This is a genomic window from Aureispira anguillae (genome assembly GCF_026000115.1).
GTDB lineage: Bacteria > Bacteroidota > Bacteroidia > Chitinophagales > Saprospiraceae > Aureispira > Aureispira anguillae.
In genome coordinates this window covers 4,816,850-4,837,956 of record NZ_AP026867.1, presented here as the reverse complement: position 1 = coordinate 4,837,956, position 21,107 = coordinate 4,816,850, and the positions used below count along the sequence as shown (strand labels likewise).

The following is a 21,107-nucleotide window of genomic DNA, read 5'->3' as shown; positions in this document are numbered from 1 at the left end:
GTGATGCCTTTTTTTTGAAAAATATTTGTTCTTTTTTTAGACTAAAAAGGGCAGCCTAAAATAATATAGACTGCCCTATCTTTTGGTATTAAAAATATATAGAGGTAGAATTTGTTGATTATTAGTGGTTTATTTGCTTTTTGGGTGCTTGCTTAGTTTAGCTTGTTCGATGAAAGAAAAAATAATCACTAAATCTATTAATAATTATTCATTGGGTTTTTTATAAAACATAGGTCCAGAATTTAAGAAATTCTTAGCCTCGTCATAACGATTAACAATAGGAGCAAATGCTATCAGGCGGATGTTCATTTGTTGAGTTCTTTTATCCCAGACCCAATTTTGAATAATGCGAATTTTTTGTACACTCTGAGGATCTAATTTATTAGAAACAACTTGCACAATTTCCTCAAAGGTTGTTGGATTAAAGGTAATGATGGTATCAATGCTGCTGCGAATATTTTTAATTTCACTGGCTTCCAATGGAGTAAAATTTCCAAACGTATGGTATAACTTAGCCTTGTCCGCATTTTTTTCAGATTTTTCAATAATAGAGTAAACAATATCACCAATTTGCCCTTTACCCTTGATTACGGTTATTTGATCTGTGCTAATAGATCGAGAAAGGCGTTTTGCCCAATTGATATTAGAAGGCGATAAATCCATAGCCTGAGAAATTTCTGTTATTGGCATCCAAAACAAAGGTGTTGTTTTGGTAATTTCTCCTGTTGAACTATAGGTCGTCAGAATAGGGGCAATAGCAATAGGAGTGACTCCCAATTGATTGGTTTTTGCATTATAATGCAAAATTTGCTTAACTCTAAAAATTTCTACCTCATTAGGGTTTAGTTCTCTTACAATGACTTGCATTGTCTCTTTAGAGGTAGCAGGATTAAACGTAAAAACGGTATCCTGTTTAATTTGTTTTACAATATCTTTATAAGTATCATAACTCAGTTGTTCTTTTAGGGAGGCATCTTTAAACGCCTTAAAATTATTGGCTGTTAATTGGAAGAGTTTGTGTGCTAACCCAGCAGGGCGGGGGTGGATGTGTTGGTCATCTACCTCATTTTGAATTTTAAGAATGTCCGTGTTATTTCTGGAAATGCCATACCGCTTTTTCATTTCTTTTTTCCCAAATTGATAACTATTGATGTTAGGGACATAATCGGTATAAACTTCGGCAGCCCAAGTAATATCTGTATTATCGAACAGTTGATCGAGTTCGTTGTTGGCTTGTGTTTGAGCGGGGATTAGTAAAGATAAAATCAAGGAAAGTGCAAAAAATGAGTAGTAATTCATAGCAATAACATATTTGGATGATGAGAAGTAAATGTGTAATTCATTGACTCTATAATGCAACATCTAAATTTGGTTACAAAAAAACCTATTCCAAACAATTGTTTGAAATAGGTTATATCAGCTATGATATGATTTAATGCGGTTACTAACTATCTGAAAGCAACCTTAGTTTTAGTTGGGTTTAATATTTTTTCGGCTTTAGCGCCATATTTTTCACTGCTCGCTAAATCTTGCAGTTGTGCTCTAGCTTTATCGGTATCACCAGTACGAGCATAAGCTAGGGATAAATACCATTTAGCATCCTCCTGAAATCGTTGCCCTTCTAATTGAGCGATGGCTTCAAATATTTTAGCACTTCTTTCTGCTTCTCCTTGCCCCAAGAAAGAAACACCTAGGTAGAACTTGATTTCGTTATAGTCACTAGCCTCTGTATTTTTTTCTAAGTATTCTTGAAAAATAGGAATTGCTTTATCATATTCTTTATTATTGTAATGTTCCATGCCTTCTCTAATCATACGAAGCGAAGTGTAGGATTCATCACCAGCACCACGAGTCGAAAGCATTAGATCCATTTCTTCACTAAGTTCATCTTCAAATGCTACAAAGTGGTCTTCATATACCTGATCTTCATTAGAGAAATTTATAAAACAAAGCCCAGCTATTAAAGCAAAAATAGCAACCGCTGCAATCCAGCGAAAAGGACTGGATTTGATTACTTTATTAGTTGTTTTGGTCGTGTTTTTCATACTATAAATCTAATTATAAAATTGAATTGTTGAGGTAAATCTGCCTCTTGATGATTGTATTTCTACTTTTGTTACTGTTGAAATAGAATACTTTATTTTACATTTATGTTAAACTATTTAAGTTACTGCAAAAAATATGCGAGCTACACGACAAAATTTAAATTTTTCTTCTTTTAAAGCATTTTTATAAATACAATATGATACATTTCTTTAAATATAAGTAAGTTATGTTAAAAATAGAAATTCTAAGAAAGGTAATGTTTAAAGAGTTTTATATTTATCTTTGTAAAGCAATAAAGAACGAATGGAGTGCCTAATTAGGGCATTAAACCCATAAAATATAAAAGATATACAAATGAGAATTATTGGTTATTTAGATACAAAAGGATACAAAACAACCGTGTTTAAGAATAATGATCGACTGATCGTAAAGTTTGAATCAGATCTGTTTGAACAAACATTTAAATTTAGAGAATCAGAAAAGATTGCTAACCTAAATGATATTAAGAATTTAATTGATGCAGCATTCCAAGAGCAGGTAAAAGAACGCTTTAAGGAGATGTATGACAGCAGTACCGCTTTGTTCGAAAAATATTTAGCCTGTCATGAAGATGAATGGGAAGAAATTATATAAGAAGCATTAAATAAGTGCCCTCTATCCGATGGTTTCTGTAAAAATTAAAATAGGGCTAGAAAAAGCCCATTTTGTTAAATTTTAAAAACCTTCGGATAGCGTAAAATAAGTGTTAGATTTTTGTGGATTGGGGGGAATAATTGCTGCTTTTGTGAGTAGTATGGAGCTACTTGAAGTTAATTTATGAGACTCAATTCGCTGCTAAAAGTTTGAAAACTAGAGAAAAAAGTCGTATTTATGCGTCATAAGTAATCGCCCAACTAAAAGCAGAGCGCTCATAAATGTAATGAACTAAAAGTTCTTGCAGATTAAAATCCGTATTTTTTCCATCGTTGTCTATGAAAAATTTGTTGATACCCCCCTATCACTAAATTTTGTTGTGTGAACCTTTGTTTTCACCTTGATGATAAAAAATAATTTTTTTATTGTGCGTTTTCTTTGTCGGGTTGCTTGATTATGCAATATTGAATAAGAGATTAAAAAGAAAACTAAGATTGTCTATAGAGGATAAATATGCTCTTGCAATATTGATAGCGTCTATTCATGGATACACCACCCCAATGAATAATATTTATATCTAATGTAGAGATCTGTAATGTTTTCTTATTATGAATGAAAACCAACTGGATTTGAAAAAGACACCAACAGAAGAAAAAATTCTAACTTCTGCAAAAAAAGTATTCTACCAAAAAGGCTTGAAAGGTGCTAGAATGCAAGAAATAGCAGATGATGCAGGAGTAAACAAAGCAATGCTGCATTACTATTTTAGATCTAAGGAAAAGCTTTTTGATAAGGTATTTGAGCAAAGTGTAAAGTCAGTTACACCAATGCTTATGAACGTATTTCTGGAACAATCTGATCTAAATACCAAAGTAGCACATTTGGTAGACATGATGATTGACCTTTTCTTGGAAGAGCCCTATTTGTCAAATTTTATTGTCAATGAATTGAGCCAAAATCCAGAGAAACTGTTTTTGAATGTATTGGATTATGAAGGAGGATTAATTGGTAAAATTATTCCCTTGATTAATGAACAAATACAGGTTGAAATCGAAAAAGGAACCGTAAAATCAGAAATACGTTCAGCGGAACTGATCTTGAACATCATGTCCTTGTGTTTGCTACCCATTATGGCGCAAACCGTTCTCCAAAAAACATTGGGCATTGACGACGAACGAATGAGACGTTTTATGGTAAAGCGAAAACAAACCGTTACCCAGTTTGTTTTGGATGCAATCAAGCCATAATTGTACTATTCAGCCAATAAAAAAAAGCTGTTTTGTGTTATACAAAACAGCTTTTTTTATAGTTCTTAGCGTATTGATCTTATCTTCCCAAGTAAGCTTTGAGTAATTTACTTTTAGACGAAGAAGTACGCAACTTGTTGATGGCTTTATCTTTGATTTGACGAACTCTTTCTCTTGTCAAACCAAATTTTTCGCCAATATCTTCTAAAGACATTGGATGCTCAAAACCAATTCCAAAATAAAGTTTAATTACTTCTTTTTGACGATCAGTCAAAGAACACAAAGAACGTTCTATTTCATTGCGCAAAGATTCTAGATACTCCAATTGAGAATCTGTCTTTGGTGTATTGGTGTTTTCTAGTACATCCAATAATGAATTATCTTCTCCTTCTACGAAGGGGGCATCCATCGAAACATGACGAGCAGCAACACCCAATGTAGTTTCTACCTCAGCGGATGGAATTTCTAAAATATCAGCCAACTCATCAGAAGACGGTTCACGTTCGTACTCTTGCTCTAGTTTAGAAAATGCCTTGTTTATTTTATTTAATGAACCTACTTTGTTGAGCGGAAGACGAACAATTCTAGATTGTTCTGCTAAAGCTTGAAGGATGGATTGACGAATCCACCAAACAGCATAGGAAATAAACTTAAACCCTCTTGTTTCATCAAAACGCTGTGCTGCCTTGATAAGACCCAAGTTTCCTTCGTTAATCAAATCACTCAAAGACAATCCTTGGTTTTGGTATTGTTTGGCTACTGATACCACAAAACGTAAATTGGCTTTAGTTAGTTTTTCTAATGCTATTTGATCGCCTTGTTTAATACGTTTTGCTAAATCTACCTCTTCTTCTGGGGTTAACAAGTCAACTTTACCGATCTCTTGAAGATATTTTTCTAAAGATTGACTCTCGCGATTGGTGATAGACTTAGTAATTTTTAATTGTCTCATACAGCTCTGTTAGTTTTTTAGACTTTTTTAATATTAAACAGCTATTAGCAAACTGACCCACAAAAATACAAAGAATTATTGTACTTCAAAAGGCTTTGTTTGTTTAATTCTCATAAAAAATAACGTTTAAACCAAAACAATGTTCCAATAATTGTATTTTGATAACAATACTTTAAATGAATTTTACTAATTTGACTATATTTTGTTCTTTTTTTTTGCAAAATTGATTTTTTTATTATTAATTGTGGGGAACAGACAAAATATTAATTAACCTTAATTTTGAGGCTATAAATATCTGTCTTTGTATAGGTGACTATTCTTTTGGAGGAATAAAATCTATATGGATGCATTATACTAATTTGAAACCTTTTTGCAAAAAGATAAAAATTATTGGACAAATCTCCAATACTTTAGCAAAGTAGGTAGAATCTAATTCAACGTGTATTTTTTGATGATTAGAGAGCTGTTTTTTTTTCAGAACCCAAGCATATGTGAAGTATGCCTATTCAAAACAGTATTTGTTTAATTTTTATTTAATCATGAAAATCGCATAAACCCAAGTAAATACTATTTCTATGGATAGAGTATCTTTTACGATGGAGTTCTTATTTAGAGCGTCTCCAACTATTATTTATAAATTTTTGACCACACCTGATTGCTTAATTCGATGGTTTTGTGATGACTGTAATGTTGTTGATGGTCGTTTTTCTTTTGAATGGGATGGTGAAGAAGAAATTGCAACCATTTTGGAGGATATTGAGAACGAACAACTAAAATTGGAGTGGGAAGAGTTTGAAGGTGAAGAGGAGTTTTTGGATTTCAAAATGAGTCGATCTGAAGTTACAGGGGAAACTATTTTGGAGATTACTGCGTTTTGTGATTCAGATGAAGTAGAACAAGAAAAACAATTTTGGGCTACTCAAATGGAAGGTTTAAGACGTGCAACTGGTGGTTAATTAGTTAGATGCAGTCTTGCACCATTAACTTAATACTTAACCCCTTTTAAACAATTTATACTATGTTCGGTTTTTTCAAAAATGAACTATTAGAGGTTATTGAATGGAAAGAGGATGGTAAAGATACACTTATTTGGAAGTTTCCTGACAAAGATGCCTCAATCAAATATGGTGCTCAACTAACTGTTCGTGAATCTCAAGCTGCAATTTTTTTGAATGAAGGTCAAATTGCAGATGTGTATGGACCTGGACGGCATACCCTCAAAACAGAAAATATGCCTGTTTTAACCAAGCTAAAATCTTGGAAACATGGCTTTAACTCTCCTTTCAAAGCAGATGTCTACTTTATTAGTACTCGACAATTAACCAACTTTAAGTGGGGGACACCCAATCCTATTTTTGTCAAAGATCCCGATGCTGGTCGAGTCGAAGTACGTGCTTTTGGTACGTATTTTATACGAGTAACAGACCCTAAAAAATTCTATAGAGAATATGCTGGTACTAGCAACCTATTGATGGTCGATGAATTAGAAGATGTTTTTCGTGCTTTAGTGGTTCCTAAATTTGCAGAGGCATTGTCTGAAAGCGGCGCAACAGCTTTTGATATTTATTCCCAATACTCAGAATTAGGAGATACCATTCGTCCTCTTATCCAAAAAGATTTAGAAGAATTTGGTTTGGAATTAACCAAGTTTCAGATTACCTCTGTTTCATTGCCACCAGAAATTACAGAGCACATGAAGCAAATGGCAAAATTGAACCTCACCAGCAATGAGAATCTTAATAAAATGAGGGCGTTTAATCAGATGGACGTTGACAAAATTGCTGCTGAAAAGGGGAATTATGAAAATAGAAAAATGACCCAAAATGATTTGATGATGCAGCAAATGATGATGCAACAGATGATGCAAAATCAAAATAATTCCAACAACAATGCTGCTGGCAAAGAGGAAAAAATGTCTAGAGAGGAAATCATGAAAACCTTGAAAGAGCTTGGAGAATTAAAAGAAATGGGAATCTTGACAGAGCAGGAATTCAACGATAAAAAGAAAGAATTATTGGCTAAATTATAAGGCTGATTATCGGTTTTTTTATGTTTTAGATTGAAAAAAAACATAGAACTGATAATCCATGTAGTATGATCTTTTGCGGAATAATGTTTATAAAAAAAACTGTTAATCACATTATGTTGATTAACAGTTTTTTTTGTCAAATTTATTGTTCTTTCCAATCTTTTTCAAATTCTTTTATGACCTTATCTAAGTTGGCAACCGCACATTTATTACCACAACTTTTAGAACAGCCTGTTGCTTTGTCTCCAAAAAATACTCGAAACAAATAGCGTAGGGCTAATCCAAAAATGAGAAAGATAATCAGATGTTCCAGATATTCCATTAGCTCAGTAATTGATAGGTTAATAAAGCACCAAAATAGGCTAAGACCGTCATATAAAGGAGTTGAATGAGCGGCCATTTCCAGCTTTTGGTTTCTCGTTGAACAATGGCTAGGGTTGCCATACATTGCATGGCAAAAAGGTAAAAAATCAACAACGAAAAACTTACCGCAGTAGTAAAGACAGGTTTTCCTGTTTGTGGATTTTCTTCGGTTCGTAACTTTTCTAATAAGGTACCTTCGCTATCTTCTCCATCACCAACACTATAAATGGTTGCCATGGTAGAAACAAAGACCTCTCGTGCGGCAAAAGAAGTAATTAGTGCGATCCCAATTTTCCAGTCGTAGCCCAATGGTCGGATTGCAGGTTCTATAAAATGACCAATTTGCCCAATAAAAGAGGCTTCTAATTGCTTAGAGGCAATCAACTCTGCTTCACTATTGGCTAAACTAGGATTGTTTTGGTAGAGTTCAATGGCAGTTTGTTCTGCCTGCTGCATTGCCTTTGGGGGACCATAAGTGGCCAATACCCACAAAATAATAGAAATGGCAATGATGATTTTGCCTGCTTCAAAGACAAATTCACTAGTTTTTTGGTAGATGGTAATTCCAATACTTTTCCATTGAGGAAGCTTGTAAGAGGGGAGTTCCATCACAAAAAATGCTTTTTCTTCCTGTTCGGTTTTTAGTATTTTATTAAAAAACCAAGCTGAGATTAGTGCTGCAAGGAATCCTCCTAAATATAAGCCTGCCAAGACCAAAGATTGTAAACCAAAAGGACCAAAAGCGATACCAGAAGGAACAACCAAGGTTATAAATATAATATAGACAGGCAGGCGAGCAGAACAACTCATTAGGGGAGTAACCATAATGGTAGTTAAGCGTTCTTTCCAAGAAGTAATGTTACGAGTTGCCATAACAGCAGGTACTGCGCAAGCAGCTCCAGAGATTAGCGGAACAATACTTTTTCCATTCAATCCAAATCTGCTCATTGTTTTGTCCGTCAAAAACATGACACGAGCCATATATCCTGTCTCGTCAAGAATCGAAATTAAGGCAAATAGAATGGCAATTTGAGGGATGAAGATGACAATGCCACCAATTCCTGCAATAATACCATCTGTGAGTAGATTACTCAATAGACTTTCAGGAAGAACTCCACTTAACCAACCAGTGAGATTGGCAAAACTTTCATCAATAAAATCCATTGGTGGTCCTGCTAAGTTAAAAATAGCTTGGAATACCAATAGCAACAAGGCAAAAAAGACAACATAGCCCCAAACATTATGCAGCAAAATTTTATCCAACCGTTCGGTTAAGGTCGTTGTGGTTTTTGGTGCTGTAGCCACTTCTTGGGTCAACTGTTCTAATTGGGCTAGTCGCTGCTTAGAATCTTGCGTTTGTAAGGTCAGTAAGTCAGGTTGATGCTTGTCAAGGAGTTTACTAATAAATGTTTTTTCCTTTTCAGACAAAAAACTAAGATAAGGATATTGGCTTGCTAGTAATTTAGCATGTAAACTATGTTGAATATCAATTTGAGTACTTAGTTCTCTTTCCCAAGGGGCATCCAGTGGGGAAGGAGGTTTGATTTCGGGAGCTTGAATGGTAGAAATAGCATTTTCTAAGTTTTTTATTCCTTGCTCTAAACGGGCATTGATGGGAACAACAGGCAAACCTAGCTTTTTTTCAAGTGCAGCAACATCGATTACAATTCCTCTATCCGTTGCAACATCTATCATATTCAATACCACTAAAAGAGGAAAGTTGAATGCTCGAATTTGATCCAATAACAATAAACTACGACTCAAGTTGCTCGCATCTAAAACCACTAAGATCAAATCGGGTCGATCTTTACTGTTGAGGTTTAAGAGCGGATCAAGCACTACACGCTCATCTGGAGATTTTGCAAATAGGCTGTAAATGCCTGGTAAATCAAAGAGTTCAATGTCTTTCCCATTCTTCCACTTCCAAGTACCCGTATTTTTGTCAATGGTAACTCCTGAATAATTGCCTACTTTTTGATTGAGTCCCGTTAGTGCATTAAAAAGAGAAGATTTCCCCGCATTAGGATTCCCCAATAAGGCAATATTTTGAATTTGAAGTTCTTTTGTTGTTATCATCATTGTTTACAAATCGTCAAATGCTTGGCTTCTTCAGAACGAATGGCAAGTAAATTTCCAGAGGAAGTTTTGATAGAGATAGGACCATTAGAGATGGTCTTGTGGTAGATTTCAATTGTAGTACCTAGCGGACAACCCATGTCCGTCATAATTAACTCAACTTTTGGATTACCAAAACTCTGGATAATTGCTTTTTCACCCGTTTTTAAATCTGTTAATACCATATTTTTAACCCTTTTTGATTAGTATTGAGCTGGGCTTGGAGATCAAAATAAAAACTCAAAATTACTAAATTGTTTCCAAATTATTAAGCGAATGACTAATTATATTAATTTGGATTAAGTATAAATAGAAAGCTGTAGATAGGCTACTCGTACAGCATAGTTTAGGCTTTATTTATAGGAAAAAAATCTGCCTGATTTCATTTTAAAATTATCGCTCTTTGACAACCCGTAAATCGTGTGGAAATTTTAATTAACGTCTTTAATTATGCCGTTGGGGTATTAGATTTTAGAACTTAGATCGCTTCGCTTTTAGACTATATAGTTGCAATTCATACCTATATAGTCTAAAAGCGAAGCGATCTAAAAACAACGTGATCTAGGCTCTAATATCCCAAAATAGAAGCATTTTACCTTACGTTTTACGATTAGTACACAAGTTGTCAAAGAACCAAAATTAGTTTATTTTGACGCAAAAAAACGCACCACTTCATCCTATTAAAGCTAAAAAATAGAGCTATTCATTTACTTAAATGATACAAGGCTATTTTGATTGTAACAATAATTTGTATTCATTAAGATTAAAGTCTAATTTTGTTGTTTTTAGTGTTTGGGTACGACCATTTCAGCTAAAAGTGCCCCCCCATTTTATCCTATTTATATTGATGTGTCTCTTATGAATGAAAATAAAAAATATTTACTTGTTATAGAAGGTCCAACGGCGAGTGGGAAAACGGCTTTAGCCATTGGATTGGCTCAATATTTTAAGGCAGAAATCCTGTCTTGTGACTCTCGGCAGTTTTTTAAAGAAATGACCATTGGCACAGCCAAACCGACTACCGAGGAATTAGCGGCAGCCGTTCATCATTTTGTAGACTGTTTGTCTATAGAACAAGCTTACAATATTGGTGATTTTGAGCGAGATGCCCTATCTTTTTTAACAACTTATTATAAAGAACACGACCTAGCAATTATGGTAGGAGGCTCTGGTTTGTATAGTCGAGCTGTTTGTCATGGAATTGATGAATATCCTGCTGTAGACAAAGGCATTCGAGAAGCATTGAATGAGTTGCTCGAAACAAAAGGGATAGAATCCTTACAGGAAGAGTTGGCAATTGCTGACCCCATTTATTACAAGAAGGTTGATTTATCAAATCCGCATCGGCTTATTCGTGCTTTAGAGATTTGCCGAGGCACGGGAGCACCTTTTTCTTCTTTTCAAGGCAGAAATAAGGTAAAAAGACCCTTTGAAGTAATCAAAATAGGGATTGATTGGGATCGAGCCAAACTGTACGAGCGAATTAATTTGAGGGTAGACTTAATGTTGCAAAATGGATTGCTAGAAGAAGCGAAGTCACTGTATCCTAAACGCCACCTAAACGCACTACAAACAGTAGGTTATCGAGAGTTTTTTGATCATTTTGATGGCTTAACTTCTTTGGAAGAGGCGATAGAATTGGTGAAGCGGAATACACGTCGTTATGCTAAACGACAATTGACTTGGTTGAGAAAGGAAACTGAATTGCACTGGGTCAAGGCTGGAACGGCTACTGATGAGGTAATTGATTGGGTCAAAAACCAGCTTAATAAGACTAACTGTTAAGGTACTCTTTGACGTTTTTAGCATTAAAAATGTATCAATTTGGAAATTTGAAAATTATAACAAATACCTTTTCAAATCTCCAAATTGAACAATTCAAACCTTATCTCCAACTTAATTCAACAATTAGCGCATTATGATCAGAAACCTGCTCATTATTAGTGGGTAAAATGGATGTTTTTATGCCCCATTGTTTTTGTTTGGGATTATTACTTTTGCAAGCTTTTTTTAGGCTTAAGGACAATAAAATATGATCGATTTGATCCTGCTGCCCCTTATAGTTATACGTCCAGCGAGTATCGTAATTTTCAAAATAATAAGTATCTCCCGTTTGAATGAGTTCTTCTTCTATATCGTTGAATCCACGAATGGTTAACAAGGCAGGATGTCGCCTTTCGCTATTTAAATCTCCCATAACAACAACATGTTCTCCCTTTTGCAAATAAGGAATCATCACTCGTCTAGCCAATTCAGCCTGCATTAAGCGTTTTTGGTCACTATCCTCGCCGCCACGCTCAGATTTTAAGTGAAACAAAAATACATGAATGGGTGAATTATTGACTTTAATAGTTGCTTTCATGGCTTTGCTAAGCCCTGTTTCATCGACTTCATCTTTATCTGATTCTACAAAAAACAACCCACGATTGGGAAAAGAAAGAACAACATCTGTTAGTTCGTATTTTGACAATAAGGCTACATGTTGCCCAGTTGCCGAGTCATCGGATTTACCTACCTTCCAATAGGGATAATTTAAACCTTGTTTTTTGAGTGCTTCCACTAATAATTTCACTTCTGCTTCATTACCTACCTCTGTTAATCCCAATACATCTGCATGGAGTGTTTTTAGGTGTTTGGCTACAGCTTCTGTTGCTTCGTCAAACTTTTTTTGTCTAAAACGATCGTCTTGCCATTCTTGTTTAGCAGCTTTTGAGGCATATTTCATGTTAAAAGGCAGCCCATATTTCATATGTACTTTTCTTTTGACTAGGAATTCACAATTGAAGGTAGCTATTTTTAAGCCCTGACCTAAAGCAAATTGTAATGAAATAAGGAGTAGGAGAGTGGCGATAAGAATTGACTTCATGCTTGTTATTTTGTTGAATAATGATTGATTTTTGGCAAAAAATAAAGGCGCAATGTAAGTTATTTCATTGCGCCTTCAAAATAAAAGTTAAGATCAAATTGTTAGAGAGCACTTAGCAGCCTCTAGCTGGTCGTTTTCCAATGCCCGACTCTTTGACCAAACGATTGAGTGTTTTTTCATAAAAATCAAGCAGCAAATTAGTAATATTTAATTCAATATCAATTTTTCGGAATTCTCCCCCTTTTTCAGTCTCAGGGTGTTCATAAGCCCCAATTGTAATGGGAACATTCATAAAATCCAACTGAGCTTTGACTGTCCAAGCACGAGCAATTCCCAATTCCATATTTGATTTTAGCTCTCGTGTAATATGTCGAGTTTCTTTTTGTAACGTATCAACCGTTCCATCTTTATCACCCAAAAAATGCGTATAAGGAGTTCCTTGAGGAATGTCTAAAGATTGATCGTATTTGCGCCCCGAAAAACGATAGCCATCCGTATGTCCTTCCAAATAAATAAAGAAATCCTCTTTGCAACGCATATTCGATTCACAGTATTTACTCAATACTTCATCGTCTACCCAAGACGCAATTTTTTTGTAATATTCGGGATCTCCCATTTTAGCCAAATTGGTTTTTTGACAAAGGTGAGGAGCAACGGTATAACGCACCCCAATATAGCCCAATGGTTCATAAACAACCGTCGTTTCACAAGGCTGTTTGTCCGAATTGAGCTCGCCATACATGATCTGAGCAGATTTAGGACCAAATGTTTCACGTTCCAGATGCGTTACTCGTCGAGCTTCACGAACTAAAGTCCAGTACTTACATTGGTAAACTTTGCCTTTTAGGCGATGTACTTGACAAGCTAAGTCGTTGTCATAAGAAAGCCCATGTTTGGTTTTTAGGGCATTAATTTTGGCGAGGTAAGCATCTCCTTTTTCGCAAGGGTCCAACAAGCCTTTGATGGCCCAAGATTTGGTTTGCGCAATTTTGTCACAATAAAAATCCACCAAACGAATTTGATCACGAACAAGGGTATCAGGATCAGGATAGCCCTCTGGCCAAGACGTGAGGGTATCTGTTTGCGTATAAAGCGTCCAAGCTGCTCCCAAATCTTCCAAATCTTTTGCGGCTTGTTTTACCTTTTTGTCCAACTGATCCAATTTGCTTTGCGTAGTAGCATCCAATGACAAAGAAAAGCTTGTTTTTAACTCAAGGGCATCTGCTAGGCGTTGTTCCGATTGAGCACAAAAATTGACGGTACCATCAATGATATAAGCACGAATTTGCGCAATTTTATCGCAATATTCAAAGGCAATATCCAAAGGAGCAGACAATTTATCATCAGGCACAAAGTCTTTCCAAGTTTTGTTGAGTGCTGCCAAATTATTGGTTTCGTTTTTAACGCTATTTTTTAATTTATTAAGCTGTGCTAAGGTCGTAGAACTTAGCGTTGGATTATGTGCACTCATGACTTTTTCAATTTCAGCCAAAGCATCTTTTCCACTAGCACAAGGATCGGTTAAACCATCTAAAAGATAAGACTGTACTTCTGCCTCTCGATCACAAATAAATTCATGTTTGTATTGAAGGGCAGTGTTTACTTTGTCATTGTCTACCAAATATTGCCAAGCCTTCTTTAAATCTGCGGCCTCTTGGTTGAGACGCTCCACTTCTTTCTGGAGAAAGTCAATTTTTTCAGTAGTTTTAGCATCTAAGCTTGGGGTGTATTCTGCACGAACCGTTTCAATATCGTCCAAACGTTGTTGACCACGATCGCAAATATTCAGAATGCCATCCATAGTATAGGCTTTTGTTAAAGCCGTTTTATCACAATATTCAAAGCCAAAATCAGCAGGATTAGATAGTTTATGGTCAGGCAAAAAATCTTCCCAAGCTTTATTTAGTTTAGCAATAGCTGCGGCTTCATTATTGACCAAGCTTTTTAGTTTTTTTAATTTAGAAGTACAAACATCGTCTAAGCTGGGTTTATGGTCTTTGCGAATTCTAGCAATGCTGTCTAGGGCAGCTTCCCCTGCTGTACAAGGATTGCTTAAACCATCCATCAAATAAGCTTTTACTTCCGCCAAACGATCACAAACAAAAATGTGCGCATAGGTAGCACCATTGGGTAATTGCTCTTTTGGGGTAAATTTATCCCAAATGTTATTGAGATTTGCTAACTCTTTATTGCTCTTATTAACCGCAGCCTCTAACCATGCAATTTTATCGGCGACATCACCTGGAACATCGTGAGACATACTGGCTTGTAAGGCTTTGATTTTTTCTAACATTTCAGCACCTGTACCACAAAAATCAGCAGCAGCTCTCAGTAAACAAACTTTTATATTAGGAACCGTATAACATGCAATAACAGGAATTTCTGTCTCAAAACCAGGAGATTGATCCGTTTCAATAAATTTGGACCAAACAGGAGTTAATTCATCAATCCCAGCCCAAACAAGTTTCATCATTTCAATTTCTTCATTTAGACCAGCTACATTTTTAGGATCAAAACTTGTTTTGGCAAGCTTAAGCACTCGATTTTCAAAATGATGCCGAGCATCTTCTAAGTTAGCCTCACAATAATAAGCATGTGCTGTCATATAAAAGAACTTGCACAACGTTCCTTTTTCACAGACCTTTTTTGCTTCAGGAACAGCAGCAATATCCTTTCTAGTTATGCTACCTTTATCTGCTAAGAAACGTTGCCATACAGGAACCAAATCTTTATACGCTTTGATTTTGACCTTCATTCCTTCATAGCGTTCCTTAAAACCTGGAACCTTAGCTTGTACCTCTGGATTGATGGTGGTAATTTCTCGCATCATCTTATCGGCACTTGGAATATTATCGGCACAAAAATAAGAGTTGGCATACATCAGACAATACTTAATATAGTTGGCGGGCTGTGATTTTTCAGGCTTTACTAATTTGGAGACATTAGAGGTCTTTTGATTGCCCAAAAACTCTCGCCATGTTTCTTCCATATTGACCAATTGTGCTTGGGCAAAATGGGGTAACAATAAGGTTACTCCCAAAAGGAATAGGAATGAGAAAGGTCGATTTACATTCATAGTTTTATCGTATTTATTAATAGTATTCAATTTGAAGATGAGCAGCATTGGCTCATCTTCAAACCCAATAATGTTCAAATCAAAAAATCTACTTGCACTTACCTACATTCACTCGCAGCAACTCCACTTGATAATCCAACTCTTCGCCATAAACCACAGCCTCTTTTTGTTTTAGATAGTCAATTTTAGACAGATAACCATCACCTTCTTTACAAGGATTTAGAAGCCCTTTCATGACCCAAGCCTTTGTTTTAGAAATAGGATCGCAATACACATCCGCCAATTGAATTTTGCTGCGATCGACTTTTACAAAGTGATCCATGCTAATACAAATTTCCCAAGCTTTGTCCAGTTCTTCGACACTAGGTTTGCCTTGTTCAACCATCTTGTGCAAGGTTTCCAATTTATCTTCCATCGTTTGATCTAAGGTCAAGAGATAATCTTCTTGCAATTGATAAATATCTTCTAGACGCTCTTTGCCACGGGCACAGAAATTGATAGTGCCATCAATAATATAAGCACGGCATTCTGCAATTTTATCACAATAGTCAAATATAAAATTAATCTCGCCCGATAGCTTATTATCTGGCACAAAATCTTCCCAAGCTTTGGTTAGTGTCTTGACATTGCCCCCTTCATTTGCCAATCGACTCTTTAATTTTTTGATTTGCGCCAAGGTTTCATCGCTCAATTTAGGATTGTATTTAGCCATGACCTTTTCCACTTCTGCCAAGCCATATTTGCCGCTCAAACAAGGATTGGTATAACCATCCAATAAATAAGCTTTAACTTCCAATTCTCTATCGCAACTAAACTCATAATCGTATTCGAAGTCGTCACTGACCTTATTATTAGCCAATAGAAAATCCCAAGCTTTGTTCAGAACATTTTGTTTAGCAGACAGTTTTCCAGATTGTTCTTGCAACGCATCCAATTTACGTTGTGTTTCGGCATCTACTTCCACCTCATTTTCGTCCAGTACATTTTCAATGTCGTCCAGACGTTGTTCTCCTTTTTCACAGATATTAACTGTTCCATCAATAATAAAGGCTTTAATTTCTGCGAGTTTATCACAATATTGGAACGACAAATCATAGCTGTCTGATAACTTATTATCAGGCAAGAAATCCTCCCATGCCTCATTTAAAATGGTAACATCGCCGCTTTCAACTTTGACCAAAGCTTTTAGCTCTTTTAATTTTTCTAAGGTCACTTTTCCTAGGGCAGGTTTGTGTGTTTTTCGTACTTTAGAAATATTTTCCAAAGCTTTGGCTCCATTCATACAAGGGTCAATTAAGCCATCCATTAAATAAGCTTTGACCTCTGCTTCTCGATCACAAGCAAATACATATTTGTAGGTTACCCCAGTTGGTAATTTATTCGTTTTGGTGAATTTTTTCCAGTAGGTATTCAAAACCGCCAAGTCCTTTTTAATAACCCGTACTTCTTCTTCTATCAATTCCATTTTTTCAATGATTTCAGAAGGGATTGGATCATTGCTCTTATCCTGAAGGTCTTTTAATTTTGCCAACATTTTTTCGCCAACCCCACAAATGTCATAGGTAGCTTTTAGGATACAAGCCTTCATATTAGGAATCACATAACAACCAATAATGGGTAATTCTGCATCCATTCCTGGCGAAATGTCGGTTTCCATATAGGCTTCCCAAGCAGGTGTTAATTCATCCATTCCATCCCAAAATTGAGTCATGCGCTCCACTTCATCCCCCAAGCCTTCTATATCTTTAGGATTGAAGGTTGTAGCTACTAATTTTCGAATGCGACTATCAAAAACTTCTCTAGCTTTGTCCAAGTTTTTGTTGCAAAAATAATCGTGTGAAATCATGTAAAAATACTTGCACAAAGTACCACGTTCACAAATCTTTTTGGCTTCGGGAAAGGCTTCTACATCCTCCTTAGAAACACTGGTTTTATTGTTCAAGAATTTTTCCCAAACAGGGTCCAAAGCCTTATAAGCCTTGATGTTTTCTTTTAAGCCAAGATAACGTTCTTCAAAGCCAGGAACTCTATCCCAGACCGTTTTGCCCATGGATTCAATTTCTCGCATCATTTCATCTGCACCCTCTATGTTATCACCACAAAAATAAGTGTTGGCATAGATTAACGAATACTTGATGTAGTTGGCAGGTTGTGATTTTTCAGGCTTTCTTAACTCAGAAATATTGGCTGTTTTTTTATTGCTCAAAAACTCTTGCCAAGTTTCTTCCATATTGACGAGTTGCGCCTGTACAATACTAGGCATCAAAAAAGCAAAACCCAAGCAGAGATAGAATAAAAAATGTTTGTTCAAGTTCATAGTTATAATAGTATTGTAAAATAGTCTAGTGTGTTGTAAAATTAAGGTAATTAACGAAGTTGTCTAATAATACTTCTAGTTCTTTGATAAATCGTGTGACGAACTATAACAAAGGGTAAGCTTTAACGATTTACTACCTGTAATTTTTAACAAAAGTAGTAATAAGAGGATTGGGTTGTTTAATAGTGTACACGACTTGTCAAGGAACGATACTTCTTAACTCTATGCAATAACCAACCCAAAAAAAGAAGAGTTGGGCAATTGTTTCCAAACGCTAGGACTTAAATTTGTCTCCAAGTAAATGATTATGAATCCAAATGCAGAACGTCCACATCAACATAAAGTTAACATGAACGTTCTTAGTATTATTGTGTAAAAAGGGAAGAATTAAAGCTAACAGCCCAATCGAGGACGATCCCCAATTCCCGATTCATCTACCAACTCTTTTAAGGTCTTTTCATAAAAATCCAACATTAGGTTGGTAATATTTAGTTCGATCTCGATACGGCGATAATCTTTATCCTTTTCATCTGAAGGATGCTCGTAAGCGCCAATGGTAATCGGAACCTTCATAAAATCCAATTGTTGCTTGACTGTCCAAGCTCTAGCAATTCCCAATTCCATATTTGATTTTAATTGAGAAGTGATGTTACGTGTTTCTTTTTGGAGCGTATCGGCTCCTGCACCGTTAGGTTTGCCAATAAAATGCGTATAAGGCGTTCCTTCTGGGACATCCAAGGATTTGTCATAAGTAGCACCACTAAATCGATGCCCATCGGTATGACCCTCTAGGTAAATGAAGAAATCTTTTTTGCATCGCCAATTGGTGGTATTACAATATTTAGTTAATACTTCTGTATTTACCCAAGTAGCAATTTTTTTATAATACTCAGGATCGCCCATCTGCGCCAAGTTGATTTTCTGACAAAGAATAGTCGTAATCGTGTATTGAATCCCAATTTTTCCAAGTTGTTTATAAGAGACTCTAGTTTCACAAGGCGATTCTTCAGAGTTTAGGTCTTCATACATAATTTTGGAAGAAGCAGGACCAAAACGCTCACATTCTTCGTGTGTAATTTTCCAAGCTTTAAGCACCAAAGTCCAATATTTACATTGATAAACTTTGTTGCGCAAACGGCTAATCTGGCAAGCTAATTCTTTATCATAACTTAGGCTATGATCTGCTTTTAGTTTTTCAATTTTTTTCAAATAAGGTTCTCCCTTTTCGCAAGGATCCAATTGCCCTTTTATGACCCAAGATTTGGTTTGAGCAATTTTATCGCAGTAGAATTTTACCAAACGGATATTATCTCTAACCGTTCCACTGTCCTTGGATGGGTAACCCTCTTCCCATTTCATGACGTTGTCCGTTTCTATATACAAGGTCCAAGCGGCATTTAAATCTGCTAAATCTTGGTCCGCCTCATCTTGTTTAGCCTGTAGATTGTCTATTTTTTTAAGAACGACATCGGCTAATTCAGGAGCATCACTATCCCGTAGTGCTGCAATATCCTCCAAACGCTGTTTGCCCTTTTCGCAGAAATTAACCGTACCATCAATGACATAGGCCTTGATTTGAGCTTCTTTATCGCAATATTCAAATACAAAATCTAATTTACCTTTTACTTTATCATCAGGTACAAAATCTTCCCAAGCTTCATTGAGTTTTGCTAGATTTTCAGCTTCCTTATTAACTCTAGCTTTTAGTTGCTTGAGTTTAGTCATTGTTTCAGTATCCAAAGAAGGGTTGTGTTCTTTTTTAATTTCCTCAATTTTGTCCAAAGCAGTTTTGCCACCTCCACAAGGATCTGCGAAGCCATCCATAATATAGGCTTTGACCTCTGCGGCACGATCACAAACAAATTCATGCCCATAGTCGATCCCACTAGGTTTGCTTTCAGGCAAGAATTTTTTCCAAGCTTTGTTTAGGGTAGCCAAGCCGTTGTTGTTTTCTGTAACAGCCTTTTCTAACCATTCGATTTTATCAGCGACATCAGAAGGAATCGAGTGAGTATTGGTTTTTTGTAGCGCCTTGATTTTTTTTAACATTTCATCCCCAACCGTACAAAGATCAGCGCTTGCTCTTAGGATATATTCCTTCATATTGGGAATGGAGTAGCACTCAATCAAAGGCAGTTCTGTATCAAAACCAGGAGATTGGTCGGTCTCAATTAATTTAGCCCAAGCAGGATCTAATTTGTCAATTCCAGCCCAAAGTTTTTTCATCATTTTAACCCGTTCCTCCATTCCTTGTACATCAGAAGGCTCAAAAGACGTTTTATCCACCAATTTTTGAACCCGATTTTCAAAATGCCCTCTAGATTTTTTTAGGTCACCTTGGCAGTAATAATGCATAGAAGTCATGTAGAAATACTTGCAAAGCGTTCCCTTTTCGCAGACCTTTTTGGCATCTTTTACGGCCTCTTTTTCCAATTCAGCAATATCTACTGCTTCCCCTTCTGTAAAGCGAATCCATAGTTTTCCACAAGCTTTATAAGCCGAAATTTTGACCTTTAAGTCAGCATATTTTTCTGCAAAACCAGGAATCTTGGCATGCGCATCTGAGCTAATTGCAGCAACTTCTCGCATCATTTTCTCAGAATTGGTTAAGTCATCTGCACAGAAATGAGAGTTGGCATACATCAAGCAATACTTAAGATAATTGGCCACTTGATCTTTGCTAGGCTCTGTCAATTTACTAATCGCAGAAGTCTTGGGGTTTTTTAGAAATTCCTGCCAAGTTTCTTCATAGTTAACTAGCTGTGCATCTGCTGTGGGTAGCAAGATACCTATACCTATTATTAGGCATAGTAAATAACGTAAGTTCTGTCTCATACTTTTTGTTTTTAGCATCTATGAAATGGTTTTGCATACCATGGAGTTGTATAAAAATAAGCTAATATTCTAAATGAGTACTATTTTTAATGCAATTCCATTCTTAAACAACTTCAATTCTTTTGGGTTCCAAAAGACATTTCAAAGAAATAGTATGTTGGTTAAATAATGTGTTTTTAGAGACGAAAAATGTTATGAGTAAAAGTTATTTTTTGGGGGGAGGTTTTACTTGCTTTTGTAAAAAAAAGCAGGGTGTAGGACCCAATTTTATACAAGTATAAAATTCGTAAACAAAAAAATTAACACTTCCTTAAGGAATTCAGTTACATATATAAGAAATTACGAGCGTATTCCATAATATTCTAAAAACAAAAGTGATTGTTGAAGAATAAGGATTCCCTAAATCTTCTGATGTAGAAAGTATTGTTATGAATTCTTTCGTACGCTAAAGGTATTTACGTATTAGTTCGGCTGAGTAAATCAATCGATGTGCTTTATGTTGGATACTATCTAAAAAAGGTCTATTTTTAATGAGTGTACATTTTGATATCGACAAATATTTGTAACATGAAATACGAAAAAATATATCAAGCGTTAAGGAAAAATATACCAAAGAGGAAATAGTAGA

15 protein-coding genes are annotated in these 21,107 nt (G+C 35.7%); 5 read left to right on the top strand and 10 right to left on the bottom strand.

The window, feature by feature from the left end; genetic code table 11:
* Positions 1-204: 204 nt before the first annotated feature.
* Both AsAng_RS18925 and AsAng_RS18920 read right to left on the bottom strand, forming a co-directional pair.
* Entirely contained in the window at positions 205-1,299 is a 1,095-nt protein-coding gene (locus AsAng_RS18925) for a hypothetical protein (protein ID WP_264788659.1), read from the bottom strand.
* A gap of 149 nt (positions 1,300-1,448) precedes the next feature.
* Entirely contained in the window at positions 1,449-2,045 is a 597-nt protein-coding gene (locus AsAng_RS18920; protein WP_264788658.1) for a tetratricopeptide repeat protein, read from the bottom strand.
* 355 nt (positions 2,046-2,400) lie between these two features.
* On the opposite strand from AsAng_RS18920, the gene AsAng_RS18915 reads away from it, so the two are divergent.
* Positions 2,401-2,679 (top strand): hypothetical protein, encoded by a 279-nt coding sequence (locus tag AsAng_RS18915; protein WP_264788657.1) that lies wholly within the window; start codon positions 2,401-2,403, stop codon positions 2,677-2,679.
* 608 nt (positions 2,680-3,287) lie between these two features.
* On the top strand, positions 3,288-3,926 hold the full coding sequence (locus tag AsAng_RS18910; RefSeq protein ID WP_264788656.1) for a TetR/AcrR family transcriptional regulator: 639 nt from the start codon (positions 3,288-3,290) through the stop codon (positions 3,924-3,926).
* Between the two features lie 79 nt (positions 3,927-4,005).
* Here AsAng_RS18910 and AsAng_RS18905 read toward each other — a convergent pair whose 3' ends face one another.
* Positions 4,006-4,878: a sigma-70 family RNA polymerase sigma factor gene (locus AsAng_RS18905; RefSeq protein WP_264788655.1), complete on the bottom strand. Its 873-nt coding sequence runs from the start codon at positions 4,876-4,878 to the stop codon at positions 4,006-4,008.
* Between the two features lie 575 nt (positions 4,879-5,453).
* Between AsAng_RS18905 and AsAng_RS18900 the strand changes: the two genes are divergently transcribed.
* Both AsAng_RS18900 and AsAng_RS18895 read left to right on the top strand, forming a co-directional pair.
* Positions 5,454-5,834: an START-like domain-containing protein gene (locus AsAng_RS18900; RefSeq protein ID WP_264788654.1), complete on the top strand. Its 381-nt coding sequence runs from the start codon at positions 5,454-5,456 to the stop codon at positions 5,832-5,834.
* Between the two features lie 62 nt (positions 5,835-5,896).
* The gene (locus AsAng_RS18895; RefSeq protein WP_264788653.1) at positions 5,897-6,907 is read left to right on the top strand and encodes an SPFH domain-containing protein; all 1,011 of its coding nucleotides are present in this window, start codon (positions 5,897-5,899) and stop codon (positions 6,905-6,907) included.
* Between the two features lie 142 nt (positions 6,908-7,049).
* Here the strand turns inward: AsAng_RS18895 and AsAng_RS18890 are convergent, their stop codons facing one another.
* Genes AsAng_RS18890 through AsAng_RS18880 form a run of 3 tightly spaced genes read right to left on the bottom strand, consistent with a single transcriptional unit; the run spans position 7,050 to position 9,570 of the window.
* Positions 7,050-7,229 (bottom strand): hypothetical protein, encoded by a 180-nt coding sequence (locus AsAng_RS18890; protein ID WP_264788652.1) that lies wholly within the window; start codon positions 7,227-7,229, stop codon positions 7,050-7,052.
* On the bottom strand, positions 7,229-9,349 hold the full coding sequence (gene feoB, locus AsAng_RS18885; protein WP_264788651.1) for a ferrous iron transport protein B: 2,121 nt from the start codon (positions 9,347-9,349) through the stop codon (positions 7,229-7,231). Before feoB ends, AsAng_RS18890 begins: the two co-directional genes overlap by 1 nt.
* A complete protein-coding gene (locus AsAng_RS18880) occupies positions 9,346-9,570 on the bottom strand; it encodes a FeoA family protein (protein ID WP_264788650.1) in 225 nt (74 codons plus the stop codon). The genes feoB and AsAng_RS18880 overlap by 4 nt, the downstream gene beginning before the upstream one ends.
* Before the next feature lie 673 nt (positions 9,571-10,243).
* Between AsAng_RS18880 and miaA the strand changes: the two genes are divergently transcribed.
* On the top strand, positions 10,244-11,170 hold the full coding sequence (gene miaA / locus AsAng_RS18875) for a tRNA (adenosine(37)-N6)-dimethylallyltransferase MiaA (protein ID WP_264788649.1): 927 nt from the start codon (positions 10,244-10,246) through the stop codon (positions 11,168-11,170).
* A gap of 100 nt (positions 11,171-11,270) precedes the next feature.
* Here miaA and AsAng_RS18870 read toward each other — a convergent pair whose 3' ends face one another.
* The 4 genes from AsAng_RS18870 to AsAng_RS18855 all read right to left on the bottom strand — a co-directional run bounded on the left by AsAng_RS18870 (position 11,271) and on the right by AsAng_RS18855 (position 20,479).
* Positions 11,271-12,251 carry an endonuclease/exonuclease/phosphatase family protein gene (locus tag AsAng_RS18870; protein WP_264788648.1) on the bottom strand — a complete coding sequence of 327 codons (981 nt, stop codon included), beginning with the start codon at positions 12,249-12,251 and terminating at the stop codon, positions 11,271-11,273.
* A gap of 112 nt (positions 12,252-12,363) precedes the next feature.
* The gene (locus AsAng_RS18865) at positions 12,364-15,327 is read right to left on the bottom strand and encodes a hypothetical protein (protein ID WP_264788647.1); all 2,964 of its coding nucleotides are present in this window, start codon (positions 15,325-15,327) and stop codon (positions 12,364-12,366) included.
* 88 nt (positions 15,328-15,415) lie between these two features.
* Positions 15,416-17,644, bottom strand: coding sequence for a hypothetical protein (locus tag AsAng_RS18860; RefSeq protein ID WP_264788646.1), 2,229 nt, complete (start codon positions 17,642-17,644; stop codon positions 15,416-15,418).
* A 393-nt stretch (positions 17,645-18,037) separates the two neighbouring features.
* On the bottom strand, positions 18,038-20,479 hold the full coding sequence (locus tag AsAng_RS18855) for a hypothetical protein (RefSeq protein WP_264788645.1): 2,442 nt from the start codon (positions 20,477-20,479) through the stop codon (positions 18,038-18,040).
* Between the last annotated feature and the right edge of the window lie 628 nt (positions 20,480-21,107).